19 protein-coding genes are annotated in these 26,781 nt (G+C 69.9%); 4 read left to right on the forward strand and 15 right to left on the reverse strand.

Annotated features, from left to right (window positions below; genetic code table 11):
- Window positions 1–36: 36 nt before the first annotated feature.
- The 4 genes from DDZ18_RS00265 to DDZ18_RS13615 form a co-directional block, all read right to left on the reverse strand.
- Window positions 37–2,778, reverse strand: a complete 2,742-nt coding sequence (locus DDZ18_RS00265; protein ID WP_109251358.1) for a hypothetical protein — start codon at window positions 2,776–2,778, stop codon at window positions 37–39.
- Window positions 2,775–3,137, reverse strand: coding sequence for an HNH endonuclease signature motif containing protein (locus tag DDZ18_RS00270; RefSeq protein ID WP_109251359.1), 363 nt, complete (start codon window positions 3,135–3,137; stop codon window positions 2,775–2,777). The genes DDZ18_RS00265 and DDZ18_RS00270 overlap by 4 nt, the downstream gene beginning before the upstream one ends.
- A gap of 14 nt (window positions 3,138–3,151) precedes the next feature.
- On the reverse strand, window positions 3,152–3,727 hold the full coding sequence (locus DDZ18_RS00275) for a helix-turn-helix domain-containing protein (RefSeq protein WP_109251360.1): 576 nt from the start codon (window positions 3,725–3,727) through the stop codon (window positions 3,152–3,154).
- Window positions 3,728–3,860: 133 nt separating this feature from the next.
- Entirely contained in the window at window positions 3,861–4,559 is a 699-nt protein-coding gene (locus DDZ18_RS13615; protein ID WP_146190570.1) for a hypothetical protein, read from the reverse strand.
- A gap of 65 nt (window positions 4,560–4,624) precedes the next feature.
- On the opposite strand from DDZ18_RS13615, the gene cas1 reads away from it, so the two are divergent.
- Together cas1 and DDZ18_RS13620 are read left to right on the forward strand one after the other, a co-directional pair.
- A complete protein-coding gene (cas1, locus tag DDZ18_RS00285; RefSeq protein WP_158272017.1) occupies window positions 4,625–5,683 on the forward strand; it encodes a CRISPR-associated endonuclease Cas1 in 1,059 nt (352 codons plus the stop codon).
- Window positions 5,684–5,696: 13 nt separating this feature from the next.
- Window positions 5,697–6,374 carry a hypothetical protein gene (locus tag DDZ18_RS13620; RefSeq protein WP_146190571.1) on the forward strand — a complete coding sequence of 226 codons (678 nt, stop codon included), beginning with the start codon at window positions 5,697–5,699 and terminating at the stop codon, window positions 6,372–6,374.
- A 309-nt stretch (window positions 6,375–6,683) separates the two neighbouring features.
- Here DDZ18_RS13620 and DDZ18_RS00290 read toward each other — a convergent pair whose 3' ends face one another.
- The 3 genes from DDZ18_RS00290 to soxR all read right to left on the reverse strand — a co-directional run bounded on the left by DDZ18_RS00290 (window position 6,684) and on the right by soxR (window position 12,090).
- Window positions 6,684–9,941 carry an error-prone DNA polymerase gene (locus DDZ18_RS00290; protein ID WP_233245648.1) on the reverse strand — a complete coding sequence of 1,086 codons (3,258 nt, stop codon included), beginning with the start codon at window positions 9,939–9,941 and terminating at the stop codon, window positions 6,684–6,686.
- Window positions 9,941–11,479, reverse strand: a complete 1,539-nt coding sequence (locus DDZ18_RS00295) for a Y-family DNA polymerase (RefSeq protein WP_109251364.1) — start codon at window positions 11,477–11,479, stop codon at window positions 9,941–9,943. Before DDZ18_RS00295 ends, DDZ18_RS00290 begins: the two co-directional genes overlap by 1 nt.
- A 161-nt stretch (window positions 11,480–11,640) precedes the next feature.
- On the reverse strand, window positions 11,641–12,090 hold the full coding sequence (gene soxR, locus DDZ18_RS00300) for a redox-sensitive transcriptional activator SoxR (RefSeq protein WP_109251365.1): 450 nt from the start codon (window positions 12,088–12,090) through the stop codon (window positions 11,641–11,643).
- 129 nt (window positions 12,091–12,219) lie between these two features.
- On the opposite strand from soxR, the gene DDZ18_RS00305 reads away from it, so the two are divergent.
- Window positions 12,220–13,293: a questin oxidase family protein gene (locus DDZ18_RS00305; protein WP_109251366.1), complete on the forward strand. Its 1,074-nt coding sequence runs from the start codon at window positions 12,220–12,222 to the stop codon at window positions 13,291–13,293.
- Here DDZ18_RS00305 and DDZ18_RS00310 read toward each other — a convergent pair.
- The gene (locus DDZ18_RS00310; RefSeq protein WP_158272018.1) at window positions 13,290–14,108 is read right to left on the reverse strand and encodes a hypothetical protein; all 819 of its coding nucleotides are present in this window, start codon (window positions 14,106–14,108) and stop codon (window positions 13,290–13,292) included. The genes DDZ18_RS00305 and DDZ18_RS00310 overlap by 4 nt on opposite strands.
- Before the next feature lie 109 nt (window positions 14,109–14,217).
- Between DDZ18_RS00310 and DDZ18_RS13835 the strand changes: the two genes are divergently transcribed.
- Window positions 14,218–14,706 carry a prepilin peptidase gene (locus DDZ18_RS13835; RefSeq protein WP_158272019.1) on the forward strand — a complete coding sequence of 163 codons (489 nt, stop codon included), beginning with the start codon at window positions 14,218–14,220 and terminating at the stop codon, window positions 14,704–14,706.
- A gap of 18 nt (window positions 14,707–14,724) precedes the next feature.
- On the opposite strand, the gene DDZ18_RS00320 is transcribed toward DDZ18_RS13835, so the two are convergent.
- The 7 genes from DDZ18_RS00320 to DDZ18_RS00350 form a co-directional block, all read right to left on the reverse strand.
- Window positions 14,725–14,916 carry a hypothetical protein gene (locus tag DDZ18_RS00320; protein WP_109251369.1) on the reverse strand — a complete coding sequence of 64 codons (192 nt, stop codon included), beginning with the start codon at window positions 14,914–14,916 and terminating at the stop codon, window positions 14,725–14,727.
- 68 nt (window positions 14,917–14,984) lie between these two features.
- On the reverse strand, window positions 14,985–15,749 hold the full coding sequence (locus DDZ18_RS00325; RefSeq protein ID WP_109251370.1) for a hypothetical protein: 765 nt from the start codon (window positions 15,747–15,749) through the stop codon (window positions 14,985–14,987).
- Between the two features lie 75 nt (window positions 15,750–15,824).
- Window positions 15,825–18,911, reverse strand: a complete 3,087-nt coding sequence (locus DDZ18_RS00330; protein ID WP_109251371.1) for an efflux RND transporter permease subunit — start codon at window positions 18,909–18,911, stop codon at window positions 15,825–15,827.
- 10 nt (window positions 18,912–18,921) lie between these two features.
- On the reverse strand, window positions 18,922–19,998 hold the full coding sequence (locus DDZ18_RS00335) for an efflux RND transporter periplasmic adaptor subunit (RefSeq protein ID WP_109251372.1): 1,077 nt from the start codon (window positions 19,996–19,998) through the stop codon (window positions 18,922–18,924).
- Window positions 19,995–20,558: a TetR/AcrR family transcriptional regulator gene (locus tag DDZ18_RS00340; protein ID WP_109251373.1), complete on the reverse strand. Its 564-nt coding sequence runs from the start codon at window positions 20,556–20,558 to the stop codon at window positions 19,995–19,997. The genes DDZ18_RS00335 and DDZ18_RS00340 overlap by 4 nt, the downstream gene beginning before the upstream one ends.
- Before the next feature lie 113 nt (window positions 20,559–20,671).
- Window positions 20,672–24,769 carry a translocation/assembly module TamB domain-containing protein gene (locus DDZ18_RS00345; RefSeq protein ID WP_109251374.1) on the reverse strand — a complete coding sequence of 1,366 codons (4,098 nt, stop codon included), beginning with the start codon at window positions 24,767–24,769 and terminating at the stop codon, window positions 20,672–20,674.
- Window positions 24,769–26,562, reverse strand: a complete 1,794-nt coding sequence (locus tag DDZ18_RS00350) for an autotransporter assembly complex protein TamA (RefSeq protein WP_146190572.1) — start codon at window positions 26,560–26,562, stop codon at window positions 24,769–24,771. Before DDZ18_RS00350 ends, DDZ18_RS00345 begins: the two co-directional genes overlap by 1 nt.
- Window positions 26,563–26,781 lie beyond the last annotated feature (219 nt).

The raw sequence follows: 26,781 nt of genomic DNA on the forward strand, positions 1-26,781 counted from the left end.
GCGAGCGGTTATCGAACAAGAAGCGCTTGGACATGCTCATTTCGCGTCTGAGGCTACAACGTGAAATCGCTGAGCGGCGCTCGGATAAATTAGCTCTCCAAACTCCCCCACGGCGTTCGCCTCTTTCCCGATCAGGCTGAGCTTGCGCGCATGAACATGCCGCCTGAACGTCTCGCCGCTATCCCAGGCTCCGCCGTTTTCGAACTTCGCTTCCGGGCTGAGATGGTAGTTTGTGAGGGCGTCAGCATACGTCTTCAAGGTTGATTCCGCCACGGACTCGCCCGCCTCGCGATCGAACGCCTGGCGGGCGGCTTCGGCCGGGTCGCGTTCGAAGGGCGCGATCGGTTTCGGCGTCGGCGTCTTCTTCGGTCGGCCGCGCTTGTGCGGATCGGCGGCCACGGGCGGCGGCGGGTCGGCGTAGAGGCCCTCGCGGGCGGTGAAGCTCACCATGAAGCCGAAGGGCTTCACCTGGTCGGCGTAGGCGCGGCGCTCATTGTAGTGACGCATCCACGCCAAGAGGTCCGGGCTGGTCGCGCCGTAGCTCCGGGCGGCGGGCTTGGCGAGCGCCGGGTGATAGTCCATCGGCACCAGGTGCGGCCGATCGCCGAGCGCGGCGGTGAGGATCATGTACCAGAGATCATATTGCCAGCGCGTCACGCCGAGCTTGTGAAGCGGCGCGGCAGGCTCAGGCACGCCCGGCGCGGGGTCGTCGTCGCCGTAGGGCGCGATCAGGTGGCCCAGGCCGTGCGCGGAGGCCTTGCGGATCACGGGGCGGCCCTCGGCGTCGAGATTGAACAGGGCGTAGCGTTTCGCCGAGACAGCAAAGGCGTAGAGCGGGCGAAGGTCGTCGCCGCCCTCGGGGGCGTGGTTGACGTCCTCGACCTGGAGGATCGAACCGGCTTGGCGGTAGGGGTTGAGCGGCTTGAACCAGGCCAGGACGCGGCGCATGCGCGCGTGAAAGGTCTCGCGGCTCATCGCCTCCGGCCGGGCGATCGCGAGGCTGTCAGTGTCGCAAAACGCCCAGACGAGGCCTTCATCTAGCGTGACGCGCTCGGCTAGGGCGAGCATCAACCGGGCCGCGCCGGTGATCAGCACGCCCAGGAGCGGGTGGAAGTATTTCCCCGGCTCTTCGAGGGCGGTGCTTTCGATTTCATCGTAAAAGCCATTCGGCCCGTAAACGGCTAAAGGCTCTTTCTTTGGCGCGTTATCCCGCTGGATTTCGATAAAGATGCCGTAGGAGGCGGCGTTGGCGATGATTTTTATCGCCTTTTCGTCTTTATCGCCTTTTGCTTTGGCTTCGTCGCGCAGGTCGATTAGCCGGGTAAAGGCGTCATCCTTTAGCGGATCAATGTGGTAATCGGCTTTGCCGAATAGGTTCTTTGGCTTTAGCCCGCTTTGGGGTTTTCCCGGCTCAAAGCGTATCGCCTCGATAATCTCAGGGGCTTTGCCGCTTAAAAGCTTGGCCGCGACGACATCGGCGAGCGTGTACCAGAGCCCGCCGTCAAACGTCAGGTAATTAAGCCCGATCGTATAGGTCGCATTGGTTTTGAGCGTGTCGTATTTGGCGCGCGTCGGCACGAGGTCGTCGTCCGGGCCTATGCGCACGAGCGTCGTCAGTTCGCGCCAGGTCGCCCGGTCCTGGAAATCATCGCGCTCGACCGCATCGAGAAAGCGCCGCGTTTCATCGGTCGCGTCGCGCCAGGTGAGGCCGTCTCCGATCACGAAGGCCCATAGGCCCATAAGCGCGTTGACGGTCGGGTACATAGACTTGAAGTCGGTATAGACGACTTCGCGCACCTCGCGCCGGATGCGCACCTCGGCGCGGCCGCCGTAATAGGCGCACATGATCCTCCCGAAGAGATCGCGCGGGACGTCCTGACAAGCGAGCAACGGCTTGATACCGAACGCGCCGAGGTAGGTCTTGCCGATGCTTGCTTCGCTGAGGATGCGGTGCGCGCCGGCCGCGAGATCATGTTCGGCGTATCGCGCCGAAAGCGCGGCAAAGCATTCCCAGGTCGATTGAACATCGCCGCGCGCGTAGTCGAGATAGTCGGCCGTCAGCGGCCCGCCGTGATCCTCGCTTTCCTTCTTGCGGGTCCGAACCCCAAGAAAATCGCACAGGGTTTCGAGGCTGAACGATCGCGAGGTCAGCGCGGCGGCGAGCGTCTTCACGTCGATGAAATAGCCGCGATGCTTCGGCCGGGTCATGCCGCGCTTGCGCGCGCTCCTGGCGAGTTCCTGCGCGCCCGGCAGGGCGAAATCGATGAGGCTCGCGCGCCGTGAGAGATGCTTCACTCGCACGCGCGGCCGGGTGCGATCGCGGCTCATCTCGAACGAAAACCCGCTGCGCATGCTGCCGCGCGCCGAGCCGTGCGAGATCGCGATGCGCGAGATATCGAAGGGCAGGTTGAACCCGACGATTGCGCCGCCGTTGTCGTAGCCGATGTTGAGGAACACGCGCTCGCGGAACTCGGCGACCGTGCGCAGCGTCAGGCCCCGCTCTTCGCAATAGGCCGCGAGCCGGGCCTCGTCGGCGGCGTCCAGCGTGTCGGGATCGTAGAACGCGCCTTCCTCGGCGGGATCCTCGCCTTTGCGCACCTGATAGACGCCGACGCGCAGGGATTGGGCGGGATCGGTCGTCGTCTCGGTATCGAACACAAGCGTCCAGGGCGACGGCGCGTCGAGGCCCTTCCTGGCCGGGCGTGCGCCGATCGGCGTGTTGTTCGGCTTTTCGGTATAGGCGCGAACGGCGATCTCATCGGGCGCGGGCAGGGTCATGATCCGCGCTCCGGCTTGTCGGCGTCGTCGAGGCCCAAGAGCTTACGCCCCCAATCGCCGAGGCTCTCGGCGATCATGGCGAAGAGGTCCGCCAGGCCGCACAGGAGGCGGCCAAGCTGCTCGCGCTCGGGATCGTCGCACTCGACGCGCGCGCGATCCTTCTGCGGGTCGGTCGCCTTGCGATGGCAGTTGACGCAGACGATGGCGAGTTCGTCGTTGTGCTTCTGCTCGCCGATATGATGGAGTTCGAGACAGAACGGATCGGACTCGCCGCATACGACGCAGGCGGGATTTCGAGTGCCGAGACGCCGGTATTGCCGTTCCAGGCGTTCATCGCGCGGGGTGGGTGGGCTGGCCATAGTTTCCTCCTTGGCTAGCTGACGATCTGATAGATTTCGTAGAAGGCTTCCTCGCTCGCGGCGGCGAGCGCATGGAGCACGTTCGGATCGGTTTCGAAGGGGTGGAATTGGCCGCGAATGTCGGTCAGGCCCTCGCCGCGAAGCTCGGCGAGCAGGTCGATATCGTTCGATCGGACGAAGCGGCCTTGCCGATCCCAGGCGCGGCCGGCTTTCGAGGCGGGCTGATAGCCCTCGACGATCACCGTCTTCTGCTGACCCTCGGAGAACATCGCCACGCGGCGCGGCCGGGGATCATGGATCGCCCAGGTCCGGCCTTTTCGCGTGGCGAGATTGCGCAGCTTGATGAAACGCCGCACCCGGCGTTCGGATACGCCCGACGCGCGGGCCGCCGCGCGGAGGCTCTCCCCCTCGCGCATCGCGCGGATCGCGTCTTCGATCTCTGGCGCGCTCGGCGGGAGCTTGTCGAGATTGGAGGCGAGCGGCTCACCCTGGCGGGGATGGCCGCGCGCCTGGGCCTTGCTCAGACCACGCGCACGCCCGCGCTCAAGGCGGCGGCGGTATTCGGCGGCGAAGTCGCGTTCTCTCGACATCTCTCAATCCCATGCGTCTGGCCGGGAGCGGCCGCGTCATGGGTGAGAGGCTGAGCGTTCGAATTTCGGAGAAAACGCACCAAAATTTACCGGAATTAGGAAAATCAATTCCGCAAAATTTCGGGAACCCAACCTATTGCTTTTCCACGATAACTTTTTTCACCACATCGTCGATCGTGGTACGGCCGAAGCCCCGCGTATCGCCTTTGTCAATATAGCTAAATCTTTGGGCGGCTTTAGCGATGACTTCGCGCCGCCTTTGGCTAAAGGGTTTCCTCAACCAATGCCGATCGGTCGCCATTAGCTCGCGGACGATTTGCTCGATCTCGTCGCGATAGCTGATCGGTCCGCGCCGTCGTGGCTTCGATCCGGTGAGTGCGGCGAGTTCGTCCGGGCTGATGACGCGTACTGCGTCATAGGCTCGGCCGCGCGCTTCAATGAAGCTCGCTTGCCAATCGATCGTGGGCGGGATTTCCGCGTCGGGGTCGAAAAGGGAGCCGGGAACGGGCTCGCAACTGTCCGATCGCTCCGGCAACCAGGGCTTTCCATAGGCCTGGAGCATTCCGCTCCTGAGATGAAGGAGGCATTCTTCTTTGTACGATCGTTCCCAGTGAGCGCGTTTGAGTTCGCGTAGCTCCGGGTCCTTCGGCTCGAATCTCGTCCACGGTTGATCGGGATGATCGCTTGGATCGCCGTCGCGCGCGGGACGTAACAAGGCGACGTAATCCGCCTGGCGGCCCCAATCCGGCGTGTCGAGATCGATGTATCGACGCCACGCCTCGCTCAACGGCGTCGCGGCCACCCAAATTTTTTCTGCACCCTTGGACGTCATTTGTTAATCTTTGGCGAGAGGTGCGGGGACAGGGGATGCAACCTCTTAGAGATGATCTCTCGGCGGTGGACACGCCGATTTCGGGCGACGATTGGGCGTCGCGGTGCCGATATTGGCTTCGCGCCTATGAGGAATCCATTCCCCGCCGAAAGCGGCGTGAACGTCAAGCGCATCCGCTCATTCTGACCGGCCAGGGGCTTTCCATCCGCGTCCATCGCGGCGCGCTCTCGATCCGCGACGGCAATACGCACTACCCCGCCGAAGTCCGCGAGCATCGCTTCTTCAAGGGCGCGCTTGATCGCCCCCCGCGTATCGTCGTCGTGGACGGCTCCGGCGAAATCACCCTCGACGCGATCGATTGGCTCGCCGAACAGGATATCCCCCTCATCCGTCTGCGCTGGGATGGCCGCGCGATCTCGGTCGTCGGCGAGCCCGCCTACGCCGCCGATCCCGACAAGGCCGCTTGGCAGGCCGCCGTGCGGGCGAATGAAGCCGAACGCGTCGCTTTCGGCATCCCCCTCATCCGCGACAAGATCGAAGCCACGCTCGAAAACCTCGCCGACTACATGCCGTCGAGCGAGGCGAGAAACCGCGCCGCGCGCACCGCCGAAGCCGCACTCAAAGCCCTGGACGATGCGCCGCCGCGCACCGTGTTCGATCTCATCGGGTTAGAGGGCAAGGCCGCGAAGGCGTATTTCCGCGCCTGGGCTGAATCGCCGATCCGCTGGAAAGGCCTCAAACAGCATCCCGTGCCGGAGGATTGGCTGACCTACGCCTCGCGGTCGGCGCTGCGCGCCAAGAAGGTGCCGAGCAATCGCCGGGCGACGCACCCGGTCAACGCCATGCTCAATTATGCCTACGGCATCCTCGAAGCGCGCACGCGCCTCCAGGTGATCGCCGAGGGCTATGATCCGACGCGTGGGATCGTTCATGGCGACAAGACCGATCCCGATCGGGAAACCCTCGTGTTCGACCTCATGGAACCCGGCCGCCCGCTCGCCGAGCGGCGCGTGCTGACGCTCCTGCGCGAGCACACATTCCATCCGGCGGATTTCGTGGTGACGAGCAAGGGGACGTGTCGGGTAACCCCTCAAATTGCTGTTCTTTTCGCCAAAATACCATAAATTTGATTGTGCAATGATTATAAAAAACAAATACGCAAAAAACATTGTTTCTTACATTGGATTCTTTTTATCAGTGCTTTCAATTTCAGCGCTTATAAAAGAGGGAATGACGTCGGGCTGGTCAAAAATTTTTGATTTGCTGTTTTATTACTATAATCAATTTACGCTAATAATACTTTACCCTGTCGAAATATTATCAGAATTGCTTTATAATTATTATGGAATCGAATTTATAGAGAATTGGAGGCACATTACAATTTTTTCGCTATTTGCGTTTGGTGCGGGGGCAAAAGGTATTAATAATTATTTAAATGAAAAAATTAAAAAAAACCAATTAAAATTAGTTTTTAATTTTGTATACTGGAGTGTCGCGATTATTTATTTAATATTTTTTACTGTTCAGTCCAATGGGCTTTCTGTATATAAAATATTAAATGATATGATAATTGCATTTTTTTCAGAAAAAATGCTTCCTTTATGGCTTCCTATTTTTATTTCGATTTATGCGATGATTACGATCGCGTTTAGTGCATTCTCTGTTGCATTATTTATTACTTTAACGGTTACGCGAGCTAATAAGATACAGCGTTTTCGCACAATAGATATAGCAATTAAAAATATAATATTTGGGACAGTCGGAGTGGCAATTCTATTTCTTTCTAATGCGGGCCTTCTACTGGTTGGGCTATAAAGCGCCTCCTTACCTTTCACCGAACTTCTGCGAATTTTTTTCTGATATGTCTATACCCCCCCTCCCCTTGATGGGGAGGGTCGCGAGCGCAGCGAGCGGGGTGGGGGTGTGAATTCCCGGACGCGCCGAAGGCGCGATCCGGGACCGGGCCGCGACAAGGCGCCGGAACCGGGAGGCCCCGGCTCTCCCCCGGATCAAGTCCGGGGTCGGCCGGGGTTTCAGGAAGCCCCCCACCCGACCCGGCCTGCGGCCGGGCCACCCTCCCCCTCCGTGGAGAGGGAGGGAAGGCCGCAGCTTCCCAATACCTCCTCAATGAAAATCCCGGCTTCTCGGGACGATGTCGGCCGCCCCCGGCGCGAAGACGCGCGCGGTGCGGGCGGGCTTCATGCGCGGATCCTCCGTTCCCTTCGCGATCTCGTCGGCGCGGGCGTGCGCGTTGGCGAAGCCGTGATCGGTCAGCGCGGCCAGCGCGGCGGAGCAGTCGAACAGCCCCTCGGCGACGAGATGGATGACGTCGCCCTGGCGCTGCACCCGGCCGGTCGCGCCCAGGAGCTTCGCCCCGATCACGGCGCGGCGGAAGCGGGTGAAGGTCTTCCTCCAGATGATGACATTGGCCGCGCCGGTCTCGTCCTCGAGCGTGGCGAAGACGACGCCCTTCGCCGAGCCGGGGCGCTGGCGGACCAGCACCAGCCCGGCGATCGCCGCGCGCGCGCCGTCCTTCGCGGCCTTCAGCTCCGCGCAGGTCCGGTAGCCGCGCTCGGCGAAACGACCCCGCAGGAAGCTCATGGGATGGGCCTTCAGCGACAGCGACAGCGCGCGATAGTCCTCGGCGACGTGCTCGGCCTCGGCCATCGCCGGCAGGGTGGCGGCCTCGCGGCCCGACGTCTCGCGTTCGCCGGCCGCGGCGAAGAGCGGCAGGTCGGGGCCGGCATGGGCGAGCGCGCGCCAGCCCGCCTCGCGGCGGTCGAGATCGATCGAGCGGAAAGCGTCGGCGTTGGCCAGCCGGTCAAGATCGGCGCGCTTCAGCCCCGCCCGCCGGCCGAGATCCTCGACGCTGTCGAACGCGCCCCCCTCGGCGCGCGCGGCGACGAGGCGCGCCGCGGCGACTTCCGACAGCCCCTTGAGCCGGCTGAGGCCCAGCCGGACGGCGAAGCGTCCGCCGCCCTCCGGGGTAAGCGCCGGGACCTCGCCTTCGGCGAGCGGTTCGAGCGTCGTGTCCCAGTCGGAGTGATTGACGTCAGGGGCGCGCACGACGACGCCGTGCTCGCGCGCGTCGCGCACCAGCTGGGCGGGCGCGTAGAAGCCCATCGGCTGGGCGTTGAGCAGGCCCGCCAGGAAGGCGTCGGGATAGTGGCGCTTGATCCAGCAGGAGACGTAGACGATGAGCGCGAAGCTGGCCGCATGGCTCTCGGGGAAGCCGTACTCGCCGAAGCCCTCGAGCTGGGCGAAGCAGCGCTCGGCGAAGTCGGGTTCGTAGCCGTTGGCGATCATGCCCCTGACCAGGCGCTCGCCCATCTCCTGGATGGTTCCCGCCCGGCGGAAGGCGGCCATGGAGCGGCGCAGCCGGTCGGCCTCGGACGGCGTGAAGCCCGCGGCGACGATGGCGATCTTCATCGCCTGCTCCTGGAAGAGCGGCACGCCGAGCGTCTTGCCGAGCACGGCGCGAAGCTCCTCGGAGGGAAACGCGACCTTCTCCAGCCCGTCGCGGCGCCTGAGATAGGGATGGACCATGTCGCCCTGGATCGGGCCGGGGCGGACGATCGCGACCTCGATGACGAGATCGTAGAAGCAGCGCGGCTTCAGCCGCGGAAGCATCGACATCTGGGCGCGGCTCTCGATCTGGAAAACGCCGGTCGTGTCGGCCGCGCAGATCATGTCGTAGACGGCCGGGTCCTCCTCGGGCACGCCGGCCATGTCGAGTTCGCGGCCGTAATGCTCGCCGATGAGCGAGAGCGCCTTCTCCACGCAGGTCAGCATCCCCAGCCCGAGCACGTCGACCTTCATCAGGCCCAGCGCGTCGATGTCCTCCTTGTCCCACTCGATGGCGGTGCGCTCGGGCATCGCCGCCTTGCGGACCGGGACGATCTCGTCGAGCCGGCCGAGCGTCATCACGAAGCCGCCGGGATGCTGGGAGAGATGGCGGGGAAAGCCGAGCAGTTCCTGCGCGTGAGCGAGCGTGCGCGCCAGCGCCGGGCTGTCGGGATCGAGCCCGAGCTCGTCGCGGATGGTCCCGGCGGTCAGCCCGTCGCGCCAGCCCCAGATCGTCTTCGACAGCGCCGCGATGACGTCGCCGGACAGGCCGAACGCCTTGCCGACCTCGCGGATGGCGCCGCGCGGGCGATAGCTGATCACCACCGCGGTCATGCCCGCCCGGCGCCGGCCGTACTTCCCGTAGACGTACTGGATCACCTCCTCGCGGCGCTGGTGCTCGAAATCGACGTCGATATCGGGCGGCTCGCCGCGCTCGGCCGAGACGAAGCGCTCGAACAGGAGATCGACCTTGGCCGGGTCCACCTCGGTGATCCCGATGGCGTAGCAGACCGCGGAATTGGCCGCCGAGCCGCGGCCCTGGCACAGGATTCCGCGCGAGCGGGCGAAGCGGACGAGGTCGTGGACGGTCAGGAAATAGGGCGCGTAGTCGAGGTCCTCGATGAGATCGAGTTCGCGATCGATGGCCGCGCGCGCGGCGTCCGGCGTTCCGCCGGGCCAGCGGCGGGCCTCGCCCTCGGCGGTCAGGCGGCGCAGCGTCTGGATCGGCGTCTCGTCGGCGCCGATCACCTCGTCGGGATATTCGTAGACCAGCTCGTCGAGGGAAAAATCGATCGTGTCGGCCAGAGCCGCCGCGCGCGCGACGGCGTCGGCGTAGCCCGCGAACAGGCGCGCCGTCTCGGCGGGCGCCTTGAGATGCCGCTCGGCGTTGGCCTCCAGCAGCCGGCCGGCCCGGTCGACGCGGACATGTTCGCGGATGCAGGTGATCACGTCCTGGAGTTCGCGGCGGTCGGGATGGTGATAGAGCGCGTCGCTCGTCGCGACGGTCGCGGCGCCCAGCCGCGCGGCGAGGGCTGCATGACGCGCCAGCCGCTCGCCGTCGCGCCCGTCGAAGCGGCGAACGAGGCCGAGATGGACCGGACTCTCGGCGCGCGCGACAAAAGCTTCGACATCCCGGATCCAGGCCGCGTCTTCTTCGGCGGGCGGCAGGACGAGGAGCACCTGGTCGGGCCCGGCCCCCGCGGCGTCGGCCAGCGTCACGCGCCCCTCGCCGGCCTCGACGCGGAAATTGGCTTCGGTGAGCAGGCGCGAGAGCGCGCCGTAGGCGGCCCGGTTCTTCGGCAGGCAGACGCACTCGACGCCTTCGACGGTGACCAGGCGGGCGCCGACGAGCAGCTTCACGCCGGCCTGTTTCGCGGCGAGATGGGCGCGCACGACCCCGGCGAGCGTGTTGCGGTCGGCGACCGCGATCGCCGACAGGCCGAGCACCCTGGCGGCGTCGACCATCTCGTGCGGATGGCTGGCGCCGCGCAGGAAGGAGAAATTGGTCGCGGCGGCGAGTTCGGCGAAGCGGGCCATCACCCCGCTCCGTGCACGAACCAGCGCGGCCGGTCGGTCTCGCGGCCGTAGAGCCCGTCGCGGAACAGCCAGAAGCGCCGGCCTTCGTCGGTTTCGAGGCGGAAATAGTCGCGCGTCCGCCCCGATCCCGACCCCGGCGGGGCGCGCCACCATTCCGGGGCGATGCGCTCGGGGCCCTCGGCGCGGGCGACGTGATGGCGCACGCGCCGCCAGGTGAAGCGCCGCGGCGGGCCGTCGGGGATCTCGGCGACCGCCTCGGCGGGCTCGGGCCGCTCCAGGACGAGCAAGGGCCGGCGCTCGGGCCGCTCCGGCCAGGACGGCGCGGGGTTTCCGGACGCGCGCGTCCAGCGCCCGGCGCGTTCGGGGACGTGGCTGTCTTCGGCCGTCGCGCGCAGGACGGCGGTCTCGCCCAGCCGCGCCGACAGCCGGTCGATCAGGCGGGCGAGATCGGTCCCGGCGGCGGCCTCCCCGGCGAGGTCGGACTGGACCGCGCGCAGAGGCTCGGCGAGCGCGGCGGCGGCCTCGATCAGATCGACGCCGAAGCCGATATCGATTTCGGCGCGGTCGAGGCGTTCGTTGACGAGCCGAGCGAGATGGGCCGCGTCCCGGCTCGGCGCGGCCGCGCCGACGACGAGATCGCGCGCCGCCCCGTCGACGCGGTAGAGCGTCATCCGCACCCGGCGCGCGCCCAGCCCCTCGGCGGCGAGGTCCCGGCACAGCCGCTCGATCGCGGTTTCGGCGCCCGCCTTGATCCCGTCGAGCGTCGTGCGCGCCTCGGCGAAGCGGGCCCGGGCCCGCAGGCTCGCGGCCGGCTGCAGCGGGTCGAGGCTTTCGCGCTCGACGCCCGCGGCCTGGTCGAGCCGGCGCAGGAGCTCCGTCCCGAAGCGTTTCGCCAGATCTGCGCGCGGCCGGGTCAGCAGATCGCCGACGCGCTTGAGCCCGAAGCGTTTCAGTCTCGCCGCGGTCGTCCCGATGCGCAGCGCCTCGACGGGCAGGGCTTCCAGCACGCCATGAACGTCGTCGGCCGCCGTCCAGCCCGTTTGCGACGCCGGGGCCTCGATGCGCGCCAGCGCCCAGGCCAGCCCGATCGTCGGCGCGGCGGCCGCGGACGCCTCGAGCCCCAGCGCGCGGGTCTCGGTCACGAGCTGTTCGAGCAGACGATCCTCGCCGCCGAACACGCCCGCGCAGCCGGTGATGTCGAGCAGCACGCCGTCGAGTCCGGGGTCGCCGGGATCGGCCGCCGTCCAGGGCGAGACCCGTCCGCACCAGCGCGCCAGCCGGACGAGCGCGGCGCGGTCGGCGTCCGGGTCGGCGGGCCTGGCGCGCAGTTTCGGGGCCAGGGCGCGCGCGTCGGCCACGCCCATGCCGCGCGTCAGCCCGGCGGCCTCGGCGGCCGGGGTGAGCGCATGCAGCCGCTCGCCCCCCGCACCGGCGAGCGTCAGCACGAAGGGCGCGTCGGCATCGTCAGCCGGCGCGGCGGCGCGCGCGATCAGCCGGTCGGTCGGCCAGCGGGGCAGGCTGAGAGCGGCGAAGCGCATCCTCGCTCCATTCGGCCCGGGACCTCCCGCGCGGACGGACAAGGCCGGGGCCGCCAGGCCTCGCGCCCTCCGGACAGGGCGTCCAGCGGCGGAAGATCGGGAAAAGATGTTCTATCTTTGTTCTCGCCCGGACCCGGAGTCAACCGATCCCCGGCGCCGTCTCATTCCCCCAGCAGGATGCGCGGGCCCGGCCCCTTGCGCGCCACCCGGTCCTCGGGGTTGTAGAGCGCGCAGACGTCGAGCGAGAGACAGCCGCAGCCGATGCAGCCGTCGAGATGATCGCGCATGCGCGTCAGCTCCGCGATGCGCGCCTCAATCCGCGTCCGGATCGCCGCGGAGATCTTCGCCCAGTCCGCCCGGTCCGGCGTGCGCGCCTCGGGCAGATCGGACAGCACGTCGCGGATCTCGGCGATCGTGAGGCCGAGCTGCTGGGCGATCAGGATGAAGGACAGCCGGCGGATGTCGGAGCGCGGGAAGCGACGCTGGCCGCCGCGATTGCGCATCGCCGAGACCAGACCCTGGGACTCGTAGAACCGGATCGCCGAGACCGACAGGCCGGTGCGCCGGGCGAGCTCGCCGATGGCCAGCAGATCCGTCATGCGCTTGGTCATGCGCCGCCCTCCGGATTGGAGCTTGACCTCAAGTTAACTTGAGGAACTAGGGTCGCCAAGTTCATCGCCCCGCTCCCGCCGCGACAGTCGGAGGCGAGGCCGTTCCGACACGCCGCCGAGGAAGCGACCATGACCGACCCTTACGCCCTGCACGACCGAGCGCTCGAGATCCTGCGCCCCTATGGACCGAGCCTGGCCAACGGCCTCTTCAACCACGCGCCGATGGTGGTCGAGGCGCTCGCCGCCATGGGCCGCGGCGGCGACGCCCTCGCCTGGATCGAGGCCGAACGGGCCGGCTTCCAGCCCCGCCCGTCCGCGCAAGATCCGATCGATCCGGCGCACTGGCGCGAGACGCTCGGCGCGCGCGAGCGCTTCGAGGACTGGGCGGTCTTCTTCCGCGCCGAGATCGCGGAGCGGAGCTGGCGGGCGGCGCTCGATCTGTGGGCGCAGCGCCTGGCGCCGGGCTATGGCGCGGCCGCCGTGCACGGCGTATTGCGCACCGCCCACGCCGCCCGCGCGCTGGCGGCGGAGGCGACGGCGCCCCGCCTCGACGAACTCGCCGACGCGCTCGCGGCCTGGGCGGCGAGCTACGCAGAACTGCCGGTCGAGGCCGGAGCCGAATGCGGCGACCTCGATCCGGAGCCGGCGCTGGGCGCCGTCACGCCAATCGCGGCCGAGCTGCGCCCGACCGGCGGTTCGATCACCGGCGGGCTCGCCCGACTGGCCCGGGCGCGGGACTTCGCCGCCGAGACGGCGCGCGCCGATCTGTCCGGCGACGCCGACGCGATCGCCGACGCCCTCGTCCTGGCCTTCGCGCGGCTGTTCCTCGACGCCGCCCGCGACGCCTATGGCGCGGTCGTGTTCACGCACGCCGTGACCGGCGCGGCGGCGGCGCGCAACCTGCTGCCCCTGACCGGCGAGGCGACGGGCCGCGCGCTGCTTTCCGGCGCCTGGCGGACGGGGTGCGCGCTGAAGGCGGTCTTCCTGCCCGCCGACGGCGAGGCCGCGGCCGATCTCGCGGTCCCGGCGCCGGACGCGCTCGCCGAAGCGGCCGTCCGTCACGGCGACGATCACGCGATCAAGCTCGCCGAGGCCTGCCTGTCGAGCCACGCGCGTCGCCCCGAGCCGGACCTGCTGCGCGCGGGCGCGCTGGCGCTGCGTCTCTTGCCCGCGCGCGAGACCGCGACGGCGGCGGCGTCCTAGCCGGCGCGGCGACGCGGCCGATCAGCCGATCGGTCGGCCAGCGGGGCAGGCTGAGAGCGGCGAAGCGCATCCTCGCTCCATTCCAGTTCGAAGCTTCGCGGCGGGCCGCCGCGGGCGCGCTCCAGCTCGGCGCGCACGCGGATCGGGCCAAGGCCGGATAGCCCGCCCGCGCCCGTCCAGGCCGCGGCCGGCGCGAGTTCGGGGCGGATCGTCCAGCGGGTGAGCGCCGCGCTCGGTCCATCGGCGTCGTGGGCGCGCACGACGAGCGCGGCGACGCCGGCCGCCCGGGCGGCCCGGTGCAGGCGCCGCGAGGCGGTCAGATCGTAGGCGGGGTCGCGGCCGGCCTCGCCGAGCACGAGCGCGCCGGCGGACAGCGCCGTCTCCATCGCCCACAGCGCCTCGGCGCCGGGGCGGGCGCGAACCTGGAGAAGCCGGGCGGGATCGACGCCGCGCCGCTTCAGCCCGTCGGGACAGGGCGCGCCGAAATCGAGCCGGGGATCGCCGGCGGCGCGCACCCACACGATCGCCCGGTCGTCGGGCAGCGCGGCGAGCCAGGACGCGGCGAAGGCGTAGGCCGAAGGCGCGTCGAGATAGCGCGCCGGACGCAAGTCGTGCAGACCGGCCATGGCGCGGAAGCGATCGAGATCGTCGCCATTCGCCGCGGCCGGACGCGACGAGGCGAAGCCGGCGCGGGCGGCCTCGACCGTGCGCGTCTCCCCGCCCTCCAGCGCGGCGATGCGCCGTTTCAGCGCCGCCAGCCGGGCGGGTTTCGCGACGCGAGCGCTTTGCTCGGCGCCGGCGCGCGACCGGTCCATGTCCGCCTCCCTGATCCGCTGGAACACGTGTTCTACTTTTGTTCTATCGACGGGAAGAGTCAAGCCGCGCGGTTTGCCCCGGCGGCGCGAACCCGGCCATAACGCGGTCATGGAGATCGATCCGGTCATCGCATTCGGCGGCGCGCTCTACGTCGGCCTGGTCGTGCTGAGCGTCATCGACGCGCGCACGCTGCGCCTCCCCGACGCGCTCACCCTGCCCCTGATCGCGCTGGGCCTGGTCGCCGCGCACACGCTTGGCGAGCCGCTCACGCTGCACGCGTTCGGCGCGCTGATCGGCTATGCCGGGCTGGTGCTCGTCGAGGTCGGCTATCAGAAGCTGCGCGGCCGGCCGGGACTGGGCCGCGGCGACGCCAAGCTGCTCGCCGCCGGCGGCGCCTGGTGCGGCGCGATCGCCCTGCCGCTGGTGCTTCTGGCGGCGAGCCTCGCCGCGCTCATGCATGTCCTCGTCGTCGGCCTGGTCACACGCCGCGAGATCCGCGGCGACAGCGCCATGGCCTTCGGCCCGTTCCTCGGTTTCGGGATCGCGCTGATCTGGACGCTGCAGCAGCTAGCGCCGGCGGGAACCGCCCTGTTCTAGCCCGTCGCGAGCCGCGGCTCAGACGCCGCGCACGTCAGGGGAATCCGTCGAGAGAAGCCGCGCGAGGAGATCGAAGCCCTGCGCGACGCCGGGCCCGACCTCCTCGACTGGACACAGCCGCTCGGCGAGCGCCGTCCGCCAGGCGGACGGAGACTGCGCCCAAGCGATTCCGAGCGCCGAACACAGGGCGAGAATCGCAAGCGGCTTCATGAGCGTCTCCCCAGACTGCCGAGGGCGACGCTAACATTAACTTTCGTTCATGAACAGCGTTAACCGGCTCAGCCGGCCTCGACCGCAGCCCCGTCGGACGCGGCGGCGTCCGGCTCGCGCATGGCCGCGCATGCGCCCTGCAAGGCGGTCAGCGCTTCGCGCATGGCCGTCTCGAACAGGGCCGCCTGGGCCTCGGAGCGCTCGATGACGGCGTCGAGACGCGCCGCGTCGGGGACGCCCTCGAGCCGCGCGCACACCGAATCCGTCGCCGATTCGATGCGCTGGGCGGCGCCATCCACGCGCTGGCCCATGGAGCCAGCGACCGATTCGAGCTCCTCGCGGAAGCGCGCGAGCCCGCCGTCGTCGCCGGCGCCGGCGGTCTGGATGCCGTGCGCGATCGCGCGCATCTCCTCGCGGAAGGCGGCGAGTTCGGCGGCCAGCGCCGAGGCGCGCGCCTCGACCGGGTCTCCGCCCGTCGGCGCCTCCGTCAGGTGCTCGACGCCGTCGTCGTCCGGGAGCGCCTCGGCGCCGTCGCCGACCGCGGCGAGACGGGCCTCGATCACCAGGCCGGCTTCAGCCAGACGCCCGGCCAGGCCGGCGCGCAGGGCCTCAAGCTCGGCCTCCGCCCCGTCGTCGGCGACGAGGGTGAAGGCGAGCGGGCCCGATGGCGCGAAGCGCCCGGCGACGTCGCCGGATTCAAGAAACAGGGTCGCGAACTGTCCGATCCGTTCCGCCATGCCGGCGGAGGCGGCTTCCGCCGGCGGGTCGAGCTCGAGCCGCCAGGCGCGTTCGCCGGGGTCGAGCGCGAGGGTGTCGGGGTCGGCGGCCTGCATCGATGCGTCTGCGGAGCGAATCGCCCCGTCCCTTCCGCTTTCGAAGAGGACAACGCGAAATTCGTTACGGCGCAATTAACCTTTCGCGGGCCGCTCGATGCGGAAGAAGACCGCATAGAGCACCGGCGCGGCGATCAGGGTGAGCACGGTGGCGAACGCCAGCCCGCCGATGATCGTCACCGCCATCCCCGCGAAGAAGGCGTCGAAGACGAGCGGCGACATGCCCAGGATCGTGGTCCCGGCGGCCAGCGCCACGGGCCGGAGACGGCTGACGGAGCCGTCGCGCACGGCGGCGAACGCCTCGTCGCCGCGCGCGACGCGCTGGTCGACCTCGTCGACGAGCACGATGGCGTTCTTGATCAGCATGCCCGACAACGACAGGAAGCCGAGCAGCGCGGTGAAGGAGAACGCCGTGTCGGTGATCAGCAGGCCGACCGTCACTCCGCAGATCGACATCGGCACGATCGCCCAGATGATCAGCGGCTGGCGCACGGTCTGGAACAGCAGGAAGCTGATCACGAGCATGACCAGGAAGCCCAGAGGCAGCTGCGCGGCCAGCGAGCTCTGCGCCTCGGCCTGGGCCTCGTGCTCGCCGCCCCATTCCAGCGCGTAGCCGCGCGGCAGCTCGATGTCCTCGACGATCGCCGAGAAGCGCTCGAAGGCCGACGCCGCGGTCTCGCCCTCGGGCGGGTTGGCCTGAACGGTGAGCGTGCGCACCCGGTCGCGGCGCTGGATCAGCGTGTCGCGCGCGACGAGCTCGAAGCCCTCGACCACCTGGTTCATCGGCACGTAGGCGTTCTGGGCCGGGCTCCAGATCAGGCGATCCGACAGCGATTCCGCCTCCAGGCGCTCCTCCGTCGGCGCGCGGGCGACGATCGGAATCAGGTTGTCGCCCTCGCGGAAGACGCCGACGGTCACGCCCTCGGTGGCGAAGCGCAGCGCGTCGCCGATATCCTCGCGCGTCACCCCGATCGAGCGGGCCCGCTCGGTCTGCACCTGGGGGCTGAGCACGGCCTCGCGATTGCGCCAGTCCGTGCGCAGGTCGCGAACATTTCCGGACTCGCGAAGCCGGGCCAGCGCCTCCTCGCCCAGCCGGCGCAGCATGTCGGCGTCGGGGCCGGAGAAGCGCGCCTCGAGCTGGGCGCCGGACGGCGGACCGAACACGATGCGCTCGGCGCGCGCCTCGACATCGGGATGGGTGTCCTCGACATAGCCGAGAATGCGCTCGGCGAGCGCCGGAATGGCGTCGCGCCGCGCGGTGCGCACGACCAGCTGGCCGTAGGCCGGGTTCGGCTGCTCCGACACGTAGGTCAGCATGAACCGCGTGGCGCCGCGTCCCACGAAGGCGCTCACCGCTTCGGCCTCGGGCTGGGCGCGGGCGAAATCGGCGATGTCGCGCACCGTCTCGTCGGTGGCGAGGATGTCGGTTCCCTGCGGCTCGGAGATGTTGACGTAGAAGAGCGGCGTGTTCGAGTTGGGGAAGAAGGCGTTCTTGACGTAGCCGAAGCCCCAGACGCTGGCGATCGTGATCGCGATCAGCGCGGCCAGCGTCATCCAGCGGCGCTTGAGCGCCGTCACCAGGACGCGGCGATACCAGGTGTAGACGCCCTTGCCGTACGGGTCGGGGTTCATCCCCTTTTCCGACTTGAACAGATAGTGGGCGATCATCGGCGCCACCGTGATGGCGAGCGCCCAGCTCAGCATCAGCGAGATTCCGATCACGGCGAACAGCGAGAACAGGAACTCGCCCGTCGAGTCCGGCGACAGGCCGATGCCGGAGAAGGCCATGATGCCGATGACGGTCGCGCCGAGCAGCGGCCACTGGGTGGAGGCGACGGCCTTCTCGGCGGCGATCTGGCGGCGCTCGCCGGTCTGCACCGAGATCTGCATGCTCTCGGTGACCACGATCGCGTTGTCGACGAGCATGCCCATGGCGATGATCAGCGCGCCGAGCGAGATGCGCTGCATGGTCAGGTCGAAGACCGACATGAAGAAGACAGTGCCGGCGACGGTGAGCAGCAGCACGGCGCCGACGGTGAGCCCGGCGCGCCAGCCCATGAACACGCACAGCACGCCGATCACGATCGCCAGGGCGAGCGCCAGGTTGAGCAGGAAGCCGTCGATCGCCTCGTCGACGACGACGTGCTGCTCGTAGATCGGCGTGAGTTCGACGCCGACGGGCAGGTCGGCCTCGAGCGCGGCGAGCCGCGCCTCCACCGCCTCGCCGACATCGACGATATTGACATCGGCGAGCCCGGAAACGCCCAGCGTGAAGGCCGGCGCGCCGTCGTGATAGATATAGGCGTCGGCGCGCTCGCGCTCGTCCCGGTACACATTGGCGATGTCGGACAGGCGCAGAGTCCGGCCCGCGTCCCGCGGCGAGATCAGCAGCGATTGCAGGCCCGCCACGCCGCCCGCGCCCTGGGGCATGTCGATGCGCAGAAGCCGGTCGCCGGCCGGCGTCTCGCCGGCGTCGACGACGGCGTTCTCGTTCGACACCGCCGACAGCACGCCCTGAACCGGCAGGCCCAGCCGGGCGAGATTCTCCTGGGGGATCTCGATATAGACGCGCTCCTCGGGCACGCCGGCGAGCTCGACCTTGGCGACTCCCTCGACCGCGAGCAGTTCGCGTCTCAGAAACTCCGCGAAATCTCGGATCTCGGCGTCGGAATAGCCCGGCGCGGTGACGGCGTAGAGGATGCCGTAGACGTCGCCGAAATCGTCGTAGACCAGCGGTTCGCCCGCCCCGGGCGGCAGACGCGGCGCGGCGTCGGCGACCCGGTTCCTCAGCTCGTCCCAGACCTGGGGCAGCTCGGCGCCGTCGAACTCGTCTCGCACCTCGACATGGATCTCGGAGATTCCCGGCGCGCTCTCGGACTCCAGCGCCTCGAGCTGGGACATCTGCTGGATCGCGGTTTCGAGCCGCTCGGTGACCTCGTTCTCGACCTCCTCGGCGCTGGCGCCGGGATAGGTCGTGAACACGACCGCCTCCTTGATCGTGAAGGCGGGGTCCTCGAGCCGGCCCACCGTATTGAAGCCCCACAGCCCGCCGATCACGCAGAACAGAATGATGAGCCAGGTCACGACCGGCTTCTCGATCGAGATCCGGGCCGCGTTCACGCCCAGGCCGGAGCGCGCCGGAGCGTCGGTCTCCCCCGCCATCGCCGCGCCCCTATCCTTCGCCGTCGTAGCGCGCCGTCGCGTCGAGCGGACGGACGCGCATGCCTTCGTGGAGCGCATTGACGCCAGCCGTGACGATGCGCTCGCCCGGCGTCAAACCTTCGGCGACGAGCACGCTGTCGCCGGAGACGGCGCCGGTCGTCACCGCGCGCGGGCTCACCTCGCCCGTCGCCGGATCGTACACCCAGACCCGGAAGCCGCCGTCGGGCGTCGCCGCGAGCGCGGACACCGGCGCGCGAACCCCCGCCAGCGCCGGATCGCCGCTGGGATCGATCGTGACGCTGACGCTGGCGGTCATGCCCGGCAGCACGTTGGCGGGAATGTCGTCGGGCAGGGCGAAGATCACGCGATAGGTCTGCGAGGCCTGGTCCGGCTCGGAGATCAGCTCGCGGTATTCGAGCGGGAAGCTGCGCCCGGGCAGGAAGGGGAAACGCGCCTCGACGACGCGCGCCGCGTTCTGGTCGATCGTGGCGATCAGGCTCTCGGGCACCGAAATCGCGACCCGCAGCTCGGAGACGTCCTGCAGCCGCGCGACCGGCTGGCCCGGCGCGACGGTCGTGAAATTGTCGACCAGCCGGCGCGCCACCAACCCCTCGAACGGCGCCTCGACGGTCGCGTAGGCGAGATTCTGGCGGGCGTTGTCGAGCGCCACGGCGCGCAGGTCGTGGGCGGTCTGGGCTTCCTCCAGCGCCGCCTCGGAGGCGATGCCGCGTTCATGCAGCGTCCGGGTCCGGTCGAGATTCTGCGTCGCCTGCTGGAGCTGCACCCGCGCCTCGCGCAGGGCGCGCTCGAAGTCCTGCGTCTCGAGCCGGGCGACCAGTGCGCCCTCCTCGAGGATTTCGCCCTCTGAAATCGGGAAATTCGCCAGCCTGCCGCCGACCTGGAAAGCCAGGTCCACCGTCAGGCGGGCCTCGACCCGGCCGACGAAGTCGCGCCGGACCGGCGCGTCGGCCGCGCTGACCATCTCGATCCGCGCCGCGCGCACGCGCGAGTCCGTCTCGGCGGTCTCGGCCGAACAGGCCGCGAGCGCGAGAACCAGCGGGGCGACGAGCCATCTCCAAGGCGTCATCGGCAACTCTCCGAGACCAGCCGGACGAGGCGCGCCTCCACAGCGGAGCGGTCGTCGGGCGTGAGAAAATCGAGGCCGAGAATGTCGGCGAAGTGCAGCCCGTCGGCGGCGAGCAGGACGATCCGCGCGAGATCGGGGTCGGCGGCCTGATCCAGGATCTGCTGCCGGATCCGCGTGAGGAAATCACGCACCGGGTCGAGCAGTTCGGGATTCTCGGCGGCGGCGGCGAGCACGCCCATCGAGACCCGGGAGTTCTGCTTGCGGTGATGCAGGACCACGTGAATGACGGCCGGCAGGACGGGTTCGTCCTTCGCCTCCGCGTCCGCACGAGCCGCGGCGAGGTCGGCCTCCACGGTCGCGACCAGGCGCTGGACCATGCCTTCGACCAGGGCGAGCTTGGAGGCGAAGTGGTAGAGCACCCCGCCCTTCGAAAGCCCGCTCTCCCGGACCACGGCGTCGATGGTCAGCCGACGCGCGCCCTCGCGTTCGACGATCGCCTCGGCGGCGTCGAGGATCCGGTCGCGCGTGGAGCGCTCCTTGTCTGGGGCGGCGTCGGCCATCGTTTGCTGCACTGCATCTATACCGTCTGGACGGTCTGGATGTAGGGCGCCTTTCCGCGGCAGGCAAGGGGGTGAAGGCGCGCCGCGGCGGCGGGAGCCGCCGTTCCGACGGATCAGTCGTATTCCATCCGCCAGCTCAGCGCGACGTCGGCCTCGCCCAGGCCGGACAGGCGCGACAGCAGGGTCAGGCGGTTGGTGAGCGACCACTCGATGCGCGTCGTCGGGGCCGCCGAACCGCCGGCGGTCTCAAGCTCGAGATAGACGTCCTCGGCCAGATAGCGCCCGCCGGAGACCACCGTCTCGCCGGTTCGGCCTGTGGTGACGCTCAGCTGATCGAGCCCGGTCGCCGCGCGCACCGCGCCGATCGGGTCGAAGCCCGCCCCCGTCAGGCTGGCGAGCGCGCCGGCGAGCTGGGCGGCCTGGACACCCGACAGCGAGCCCGCCCCCTGGTCGAACAGGAGCCGGGAGGCGACCTCGTCCTCGGGCAGAGCCGGCGTCGAGGTGAGCCGGATCCGCGGCGCCTGCGGCGTCCCGGAGACGACGATCCGCGCCGTGATTTCGCGCGCCTCGCGCACCGCCTCGATATCGAGCGTCGCGGCCTCGGGCGGACCGTTGAAGACGACCCGTCCCCGCGCCAGCGTGAACGGCCGGCCGAGCAGGCTCGCGCGGCCGCGCTGCAGCGTCGCCGCGCCCTCGAGATCGAGCGCGTCCAGCGTCCCTCCGATGTGAACGTCGAGCCCCCACTCGGTGTCGAAGGAGGGCCCGCGCACGAAGACGCGCGCCGGTGCGGCGACGTCGTAGTCGAGCGCCACGACCGGACCGCCGCGCCGGACCCGGCGGCCGTTCGGCTGGCCGGGCAGGTTGATCTCGCGCACCTCGATCATCGGGATCGGCTCGCGGCGGGCCTCGGGCGGCCGGATCTCCGCGCGCTCGATCCGCGTCTCTCCCGTGACCGAAACCCGGTTTTCGGCGTAGGTGATCCCGGCCTCGCCGGTCCCCGTCACGTCGGCCTCGTCGCGCGCGACGAGACGGAAGGTCTCGAAGGCGAGATCGGCGGACGCCGAGACCCCGTCGCCGGCGAGGTCGACCCGGCCCGAACCGGTGAGCCGCCCGTCCGCCCCGTCGCTCGCGCTCAACTCGCTGACGATCAGCCGGTCGCTTTCGAAGCGCGCCCGCGCCGTCAGCGCTTCGAGCGAAAGTCCGGACAGCGCATCCCGGAACCGGCCCCCGCTCAGCGACAGGTCGCCGGAGAGATCCGGCGCGCCGACCGTCCCGGCGAGCGTGAAACCGCCCTCGACATCGCCGGCGAGCGTACGGCCCTCGCCGATATGGAAGGCGGCGAGCGTGGCGATCTCGCCGGTGATGCGGCCCGAGCCCGACAGGCCGACCGTCCCGGCGAGAATGTCGGCTGCGCCGCGCACCGGTCCGGTCTCCGCGCGCGCCTCGGCCCGGGCGTCCAGCTCGGCGCCGGCCGCCGTCGCCTCGATGACCAGCGCCTCGCGATCGAGCGTCGCGCGGACGGCGCCGTCGACGGCGGCGGCGTCCGCGATCTCGGCCGGCGCCAGGTCATGCCCCGCGATCTCCGCGCTCCCCGTCCAGACGCCGTCGCGGTCGCGATCAAGCGCCAGGTCCGCCGACAGGGTTCCCTGCGTCGGGGCGCGGCCGCGGCGCATGGAGATCAGCGCCGTCGGCACGTCGCGCGCGGCGAGGTCGAAGCCGAGCTCGCCTCCGGCCTGCTCCAGCCCGGCGCGCAGTTCGCCGTCGCCGACGGCGAGCGCCAGCGCGCCGTCGAACCCTTCGCCGCCGGACAGCCTCATGGGCTCGATCGTGGCGACGTCGACCCGGCCATAGCGCCCCGAAAGCGACATCGACAGGTCGAACGGGCCGCGGGCGAGGCGCGCCTCGCCTTCGCCCGTCAACCTCAGGCTCGCGCCATAGGCGCCGTCCAGCTCGAGACCGAGCGCGACCTGCTCGAGCGGGCCCTGCGCAGTGGCCGTCAGCGTGTCGAGATAGACCATGTCGGCGCGCACCATGTCGCGGCCGCGCACGCGCGCATCGAGGACGCCCTCGGCGAGTTCGGCGCGCACGTCGAAGGAGCCGAAGCCGTTGAGCGGAATCAGCGTCAGCCGGGCGTCGAGCGCGCCCGGCCCGGCGCCGGCGCGACCCTCGACGGAGAATCCGCCGAACCGACCCTCCAGCTGCTCGAGTTCGACAGCGTCGCCGCGGCGGACGAAATCGCCGGCGAGATCGACCGCGCCCGCTTCGCCGTCGCCTTCGAGCCGGAACACGCCGGTGAAGGCGTCGAGCGGTCCGCCGCCCTCCAGCCGCAGGCGCGGCTCGGCGAGAACCACCGGTCCCGCCCCGGCCTCCTCGGCGGCGATCTCGGCGCGCACGCGCACGCCCTGCTCGGATGAGCGGACCTCGAAGGCGGCCGCCGCCGCGCCCTCCAGCCGCATCGCCGCGACCGGGGCGTCTCCCGACCAGACCGCCTCGCCGGCCAGGCTCCACACCCCGCCGCTGCGTTCGCCCTGCGCGTCGACCGTGAGGGCGTCGCTGTCCACCAAAAGCGTGCTTAGCTGCAAACCCTCGCCGCGGGCGAAGCGGCCGGCGACGCGCGCCGAGGCGCCGTCGGCGATCCAGGCGTTCCACGCCTCGGCGAGCTCGGCCGAGGCGACCTCCACGTCGAACTCGACCGCGCCGGAGAAATCGCCCGCCAGCTCGGCCTCGACCGGACCGCGCGCCCGGAACGCCTCGCGGATCCGGCTGAAGTCGAGGTTCGGGCTCGAGGCCTGAAACGCGTAGCGCCGCGCCGCCAGATCGACCGCGCCCGAGCCGGTCGCGGTCCCCGCCGCGCCGGCCACGCGCAGCGTTTCGAATTCGAGCCGGCTGTCGGCGCGATTCCAGGCGAACGCCGCCTCGAGGGAGGGGTCGCCGCCCAGCGCGCCGTCCACCGACGCCCACCGGACCGACGCGCCGGCGGTTTCGAGACGGGTCTCGATCACGGGCGCCGCCATCGGGCCTTCGAGCGTGACCGGTCCCGAAGCGCGGCCGAAGCTTGCGAAGCCGAGATCGAGGCCGTCGGCGCGCACGCTTCCCTCGAAGCGCGGCGGGCCGTCGAGTGAGAGCACGCCGTCGGCGGCGAGCGTTTCGGCGACCACGCGCTCGCGCGACAGTACGGCGACGAGGCCGGCGGCCTGCGACGCCTCGAGCGTTATCGTCCGCGATCCGGTGCGCTGCGCGCGCAACGCCAGTCCGGGGCTGTCGATCTCCGCCTCCAGCGCATCCAGGCGCACGCGTTGCAGCGCACCGCCGCGCAGCGGCGCCTCGGCGCGGAACGTCGCCGGCCCGCCGAGCCCGCGGGCGATGCGCTCCAGCCCCGGCCAGGCGCCCGGCCGCGCCTCGCCCTCGATCACGGCGCGCGCGTCGGCCCAGTCGAGCGTCGCGGCGAGCGCCTCGGTCTCGCCCGCTTCCAGGACCAGCTCGCCGGCGCCGTCGCGCTCGGTTCCCTGCGCGGAGAAGCGGCCGGACAGGCCCGCCTCCGGCGCGCGCATGAGCGTCGCCAGCGCGCCGCCCGGCGCGGCTTCCAGATCACCGTCGACGACGATCTCTTCGCCCAGGCGCGCCTCGAAACTCAGCCGGTCGCCCGGCGCATCGAGGCGCTCGACGACGGCTTCGGCGCGCCAGTCCCCGTCGACGTTCGCGAGCCCGCCCTCGAGGCGCAGCTCCGCCGCGACGCCGATCACCGGCTCGCCGAGCTCGAGGCGCCCGACGGCCAGCCGCTCCAGGGAGACGGACAGGCCGGGCCCGCCGCCGCTCTCGGAGGCCGAGTCGTCCTGAACCGGTCGGCGCGCTACGGCGAGCCGATCGGCCGTGACTTCCTCGAGCGCGAGGCGACGCCCGATCAGCGCCAGCGGCGACCAGTCGACGGTCACGTTCTCCAGCGTCAGCCAGACGCCTTCGGAGTCAGTCAGCGTGATTTCGCCGATGGTCAGGCGGTCGAGCGGATTCCCGGACAGATCGGACAGTTCGATCACGCCGTAGCCGCCGGCCCGGCGGCCGTCGGCGGCGTTCTCGACGAGCGTGCGCCCGGTCTGGCCCGACAGCATGAACCAGGCGACGCCGATCGCGGCCGCCAAGAGCGCGGTCAGCACGCCGGCCGTCCAGGCGGCGACGAGCAGCCAGCGGCGCGGATGTCGCTTCGCCCCGGCCATCAGAACGCCTGCCCGATGCTGATATAGACATGGACCGGATCGTCGCCGTCGCGCGGATCCAGCGGCGTGGCGATGTCGACGCGCAGCGGTCCGAAGCCGGGATAGTAGCGAACCCCGAGCCCCGCGCCGAAGCGCAGGTCGTCGACCGTCGGCGTCCGGTCGGCCGCCGCAGCGCCGCCGTCGACGAAGGCGACGAAGCCCAGCCGCTCGGAGCGCCGCCAGCGCGCCTCCAGCCCGGTCTCGACCACCGAGCGGCCGCCGAACGGTTCGAGCGCGCCGGTATCCTCATCCAGCCGGAACGGACTGAGCGCCTGGTACTCGTAGCCGCGCACCGAGCCTCCGCCCCCGGAGAAGAAGCGCAGATCGACCGGCACCTCCTCGGCCTTGGCGCCGAACAGCGAGCCCGCGCGCGCTCGCGCGGCGATGACGACGTCGGTCGAGACCCGGATATAGCTGCGGACCGCCGCCTCAGCGCGCACATAGCGGCTGTCGGCGTCGCCGAACGCCGCGCCGGGCGTGACGCGCAGCTCGGCGAAAACGCCGGACTGCGGATCGAGCACGTTCTCGCGATCGTCATAGGCCGCCGACAGGGGAAAGTTCACGGAATTCAGCAGCCGCGATCCGGCCGCGTCGTCAATGTCGGCGGTCTGGAACGACACCGCCGCGGAAGCGTCGATCACATCGGTGATCGGCCGCGTGACCCCGGCGCGCAGGCGCACGACGTCCTGGTCGAAGGCGTCGGTGCGCTCGGCGGCGGCTTCGGCGAGCAAGTCCAGCGTCTGGCCGTAGCGCCGCCAGTGGGGCACGTCGAGGCGGACGCCCAGACCGTATCCGAGCGTCGCCGCCCGTCCGTGGACGGTCAGCGTCTCGTCGCCGCGAAACATGTTGCGCCGCGCCCACTCGCCGTCGAGACCCGACCCCTCGGACGTCGACCAGCGCAGGGCGGCCTCGATGCGGTGCTTCGGCGTCGGCTCCATGCGGACGTCGACAGGGCGCTCCACGCCGGTCGCGTCCGGAGCGATGCGCGTTTCCGCGATCTGCACGCTCTCCAGCGCCTGCAGGCGCTGGCTGTAGCGCTGCAGCGCGTCCTGGCTCGCCGGCTCGCCGACCTCGTAGGGTGCGAGGCGGGCGACGAACGAGTCGCGCAGGTCCGCCAGGCCGCCAGCGCGCTGGGGCGCGCCGAAGCGGATGAACGGCCCGGTCTCGAAGTGGAACTCGGCCGACGCGGTCGAGGTCTCGTGATCAATGACGATGTCGTCCTCACCGCTCCCGGCGAACGGCCATCCGCCGTCGCGCAGCCGCCCGACGACCCGGCCGCGCGCCTCGATCACGTCGCGCGCAACGACGGGATCGCCGGGCGCCAGTTCGAGCGCGGAGACGATCTCCTCGCCGGGACGGCTCGCTGGCGAGTCCGGCTGGTCGAAGGCGATGTCGACGATCTCGAAGGTGAAGCGCCGGCCGGCGTCCACGCGCACCAACGGCGCGCCGTCATCGTCCAGGCGGGCGTCCACCAGCGCGGCGTAATAGCCCTGGGAATCGAGGTATGCGCGGACCCGGTCGGCGGCGCGGCGCGCACGATCCCGGGCGCGCCAGCGGCTTTCAGGCGCGCCCTCCGCCTCGCCGACGATGCGGTCGATCCCGGCGCGAAGCTCGGCGTCCTGGACGCCCTCGACGCGCGCGAGCGGAGCCGCGTTCGCGACGCCGCCGCCCGCCCACGCCGCGACCACGGCGCCGGCCAGAAGCGGGCGCAGGACGGCCATCAGGACCTGGAAAAGGCGGGGTACTGGCAGCAAGCGCACTTCGTCCTCAACGCAGCCCGGCGCGACGCCGTTGCGCGAGCATTGTCGGCAGTAAGGCGTATTTCGGGCGTAAACCGTGTGGAAACCCTGTAGAGACGGTTTGTGAACCCTGACGTGTCATAACACGCTGTCGACGGGGACTCGTTCCGGCGCGACCGCGGATTAGTTCCCGCCCGACGCCGGCGCGACGACGGACGCCGGCCCTGGCGTGCG

Source organism: Marinicauda salina (assembly GCF_003122085.1).
In the GTDB taxonomy this organism is placed as follows: domain Bacteria; phylum Pseudomonadota; class Alphaproteobacteria; order Caulobacterales; family Maricaulaceae; genus Maricicauda_A; species Maricicauda_A salina.

Bases quoted from the DNA above. Each gene is read 5' to 3' on its own strand.
- DDZ18_RS00325 (WP_109251370.1), bottom strand. From the start codon at position 15,749: ATGCAGGCCGCCGACCCCGACACCCTCGCGCTCGACCCCGGCGAACGC.
- soxR (WP_109251365.1), bottom strand. From the start codon at position 12,090: ATGACCAAGCGCATGACGGATCTGCTGGCCATCGGCGAGCTCGCCCGG.
- DDZ18_RS00340 (WP_109251373.1), bottom strand. From the start codon at position 20,558: ATGGCCGACGCCGCCCCAGACAAGGAGCGCTCCACGCGCGACCGGATC.
- DDZ18_RS00295 (WP_109251364.1), bottom strand. From the start codon at position 11,479: ATGCGCTTCGCCGCTCTCAGCCTGCCCCGCTGGCCGACCGACCGGCTG.
- DDZ18_RS00330 (WP_109251371.1), bottom strand. From the start codon at position 18,911: ATGGCGGGGGAGACCGACGCTCCGGCGCGCTCCGGCCTGGGCGTGAAC.
- DDZ18_RS00310 (WP_158272018.1), bottom strand. From the start codon at position 14,108: ATGGACCGGTCGCGCGCCGGCGCCGAGCAAAGCGCTCGCGTCGCGAAA.
- DDZ18_RS00335 (WP_109251372.1), bottom strand. From the start codon at position 19,998: ATGACGCCTTGGAGATGGCTCGTCGCCCCGCTGGTTCTCGCGCTCGCG.
- DDZ18_RS00275 (WP_109251360.1), bottom strand. From the start codon at position 3,727: ATGTCGAGAGAACGCGACTTCGCCGCCGAATACCGCCGCCGCCTTGAG.
- DDZ18_RS00290 (WP_233245648.1), bottom strand. From the start codon at position 9,941: ATGGCCCGCTTCGCCGAACTCGCCGCCGCGACCAATTTCTCCTTCCTG.
- DDZ18_RS00320 (WP_109251369.1), bottom strand. From the start codon at position 14,916: ATGAAGCCGCTTGCGATTCTCGCCCTGTGTTCGGCGCTCGGAATCGCT.
- DDZ18_RS00270 (WP_109251359.1), bottom strand. From the start codon at position 3,137: ATGGCCAGCCCACCCACCCCGCGCGATGAACGCCTGGAACGGCAATAC.
- DDZ18_RS00305 (WP_109251366.1), top strand. From the start codon at position 12,220: ATGACCGACCCTTACGCCCTGCACGACCGAGCGCTCGAGATCCTGCGC.
- DDZ18_RS13620 (WP_146190571.1), top strand. From the start codon at position 5,697: ATGATTATAAAAAACAAATACGCAAAAAACATTGTTTCTTACATTGGA.
- DDZ18_RS00265 (WP_109251358.1), bottom strand. From the start codon at position 2,778: ATGACCCTGCCCGCGCCCGATGAGATCGCCGTTCGCGCCTATACCGAA.
- DDZ18_RS00345 (WP_109251374.1), bottom strand. From the start codon at position 24,769: ATGGCCGGGGCGAAGCGACATCCGCGCCGCTGGCTGCTCGTCGCCGCC.
- DDZ18_RS13615 (WP_146190570.1), bottom strand. From the start codon at position 4,559: ATGACGTCCAAGGGTGCAGAAAAAATTTGGGTGGCCGCGACGCCGTTG.
- DDZ18_RS13835 (WP_158272019.1), top strand. From the start codon at position 14,218: ATGGAGATCGATCCGGTCATCGCATTCGGCGGCGCGCTCTACGTCGGC.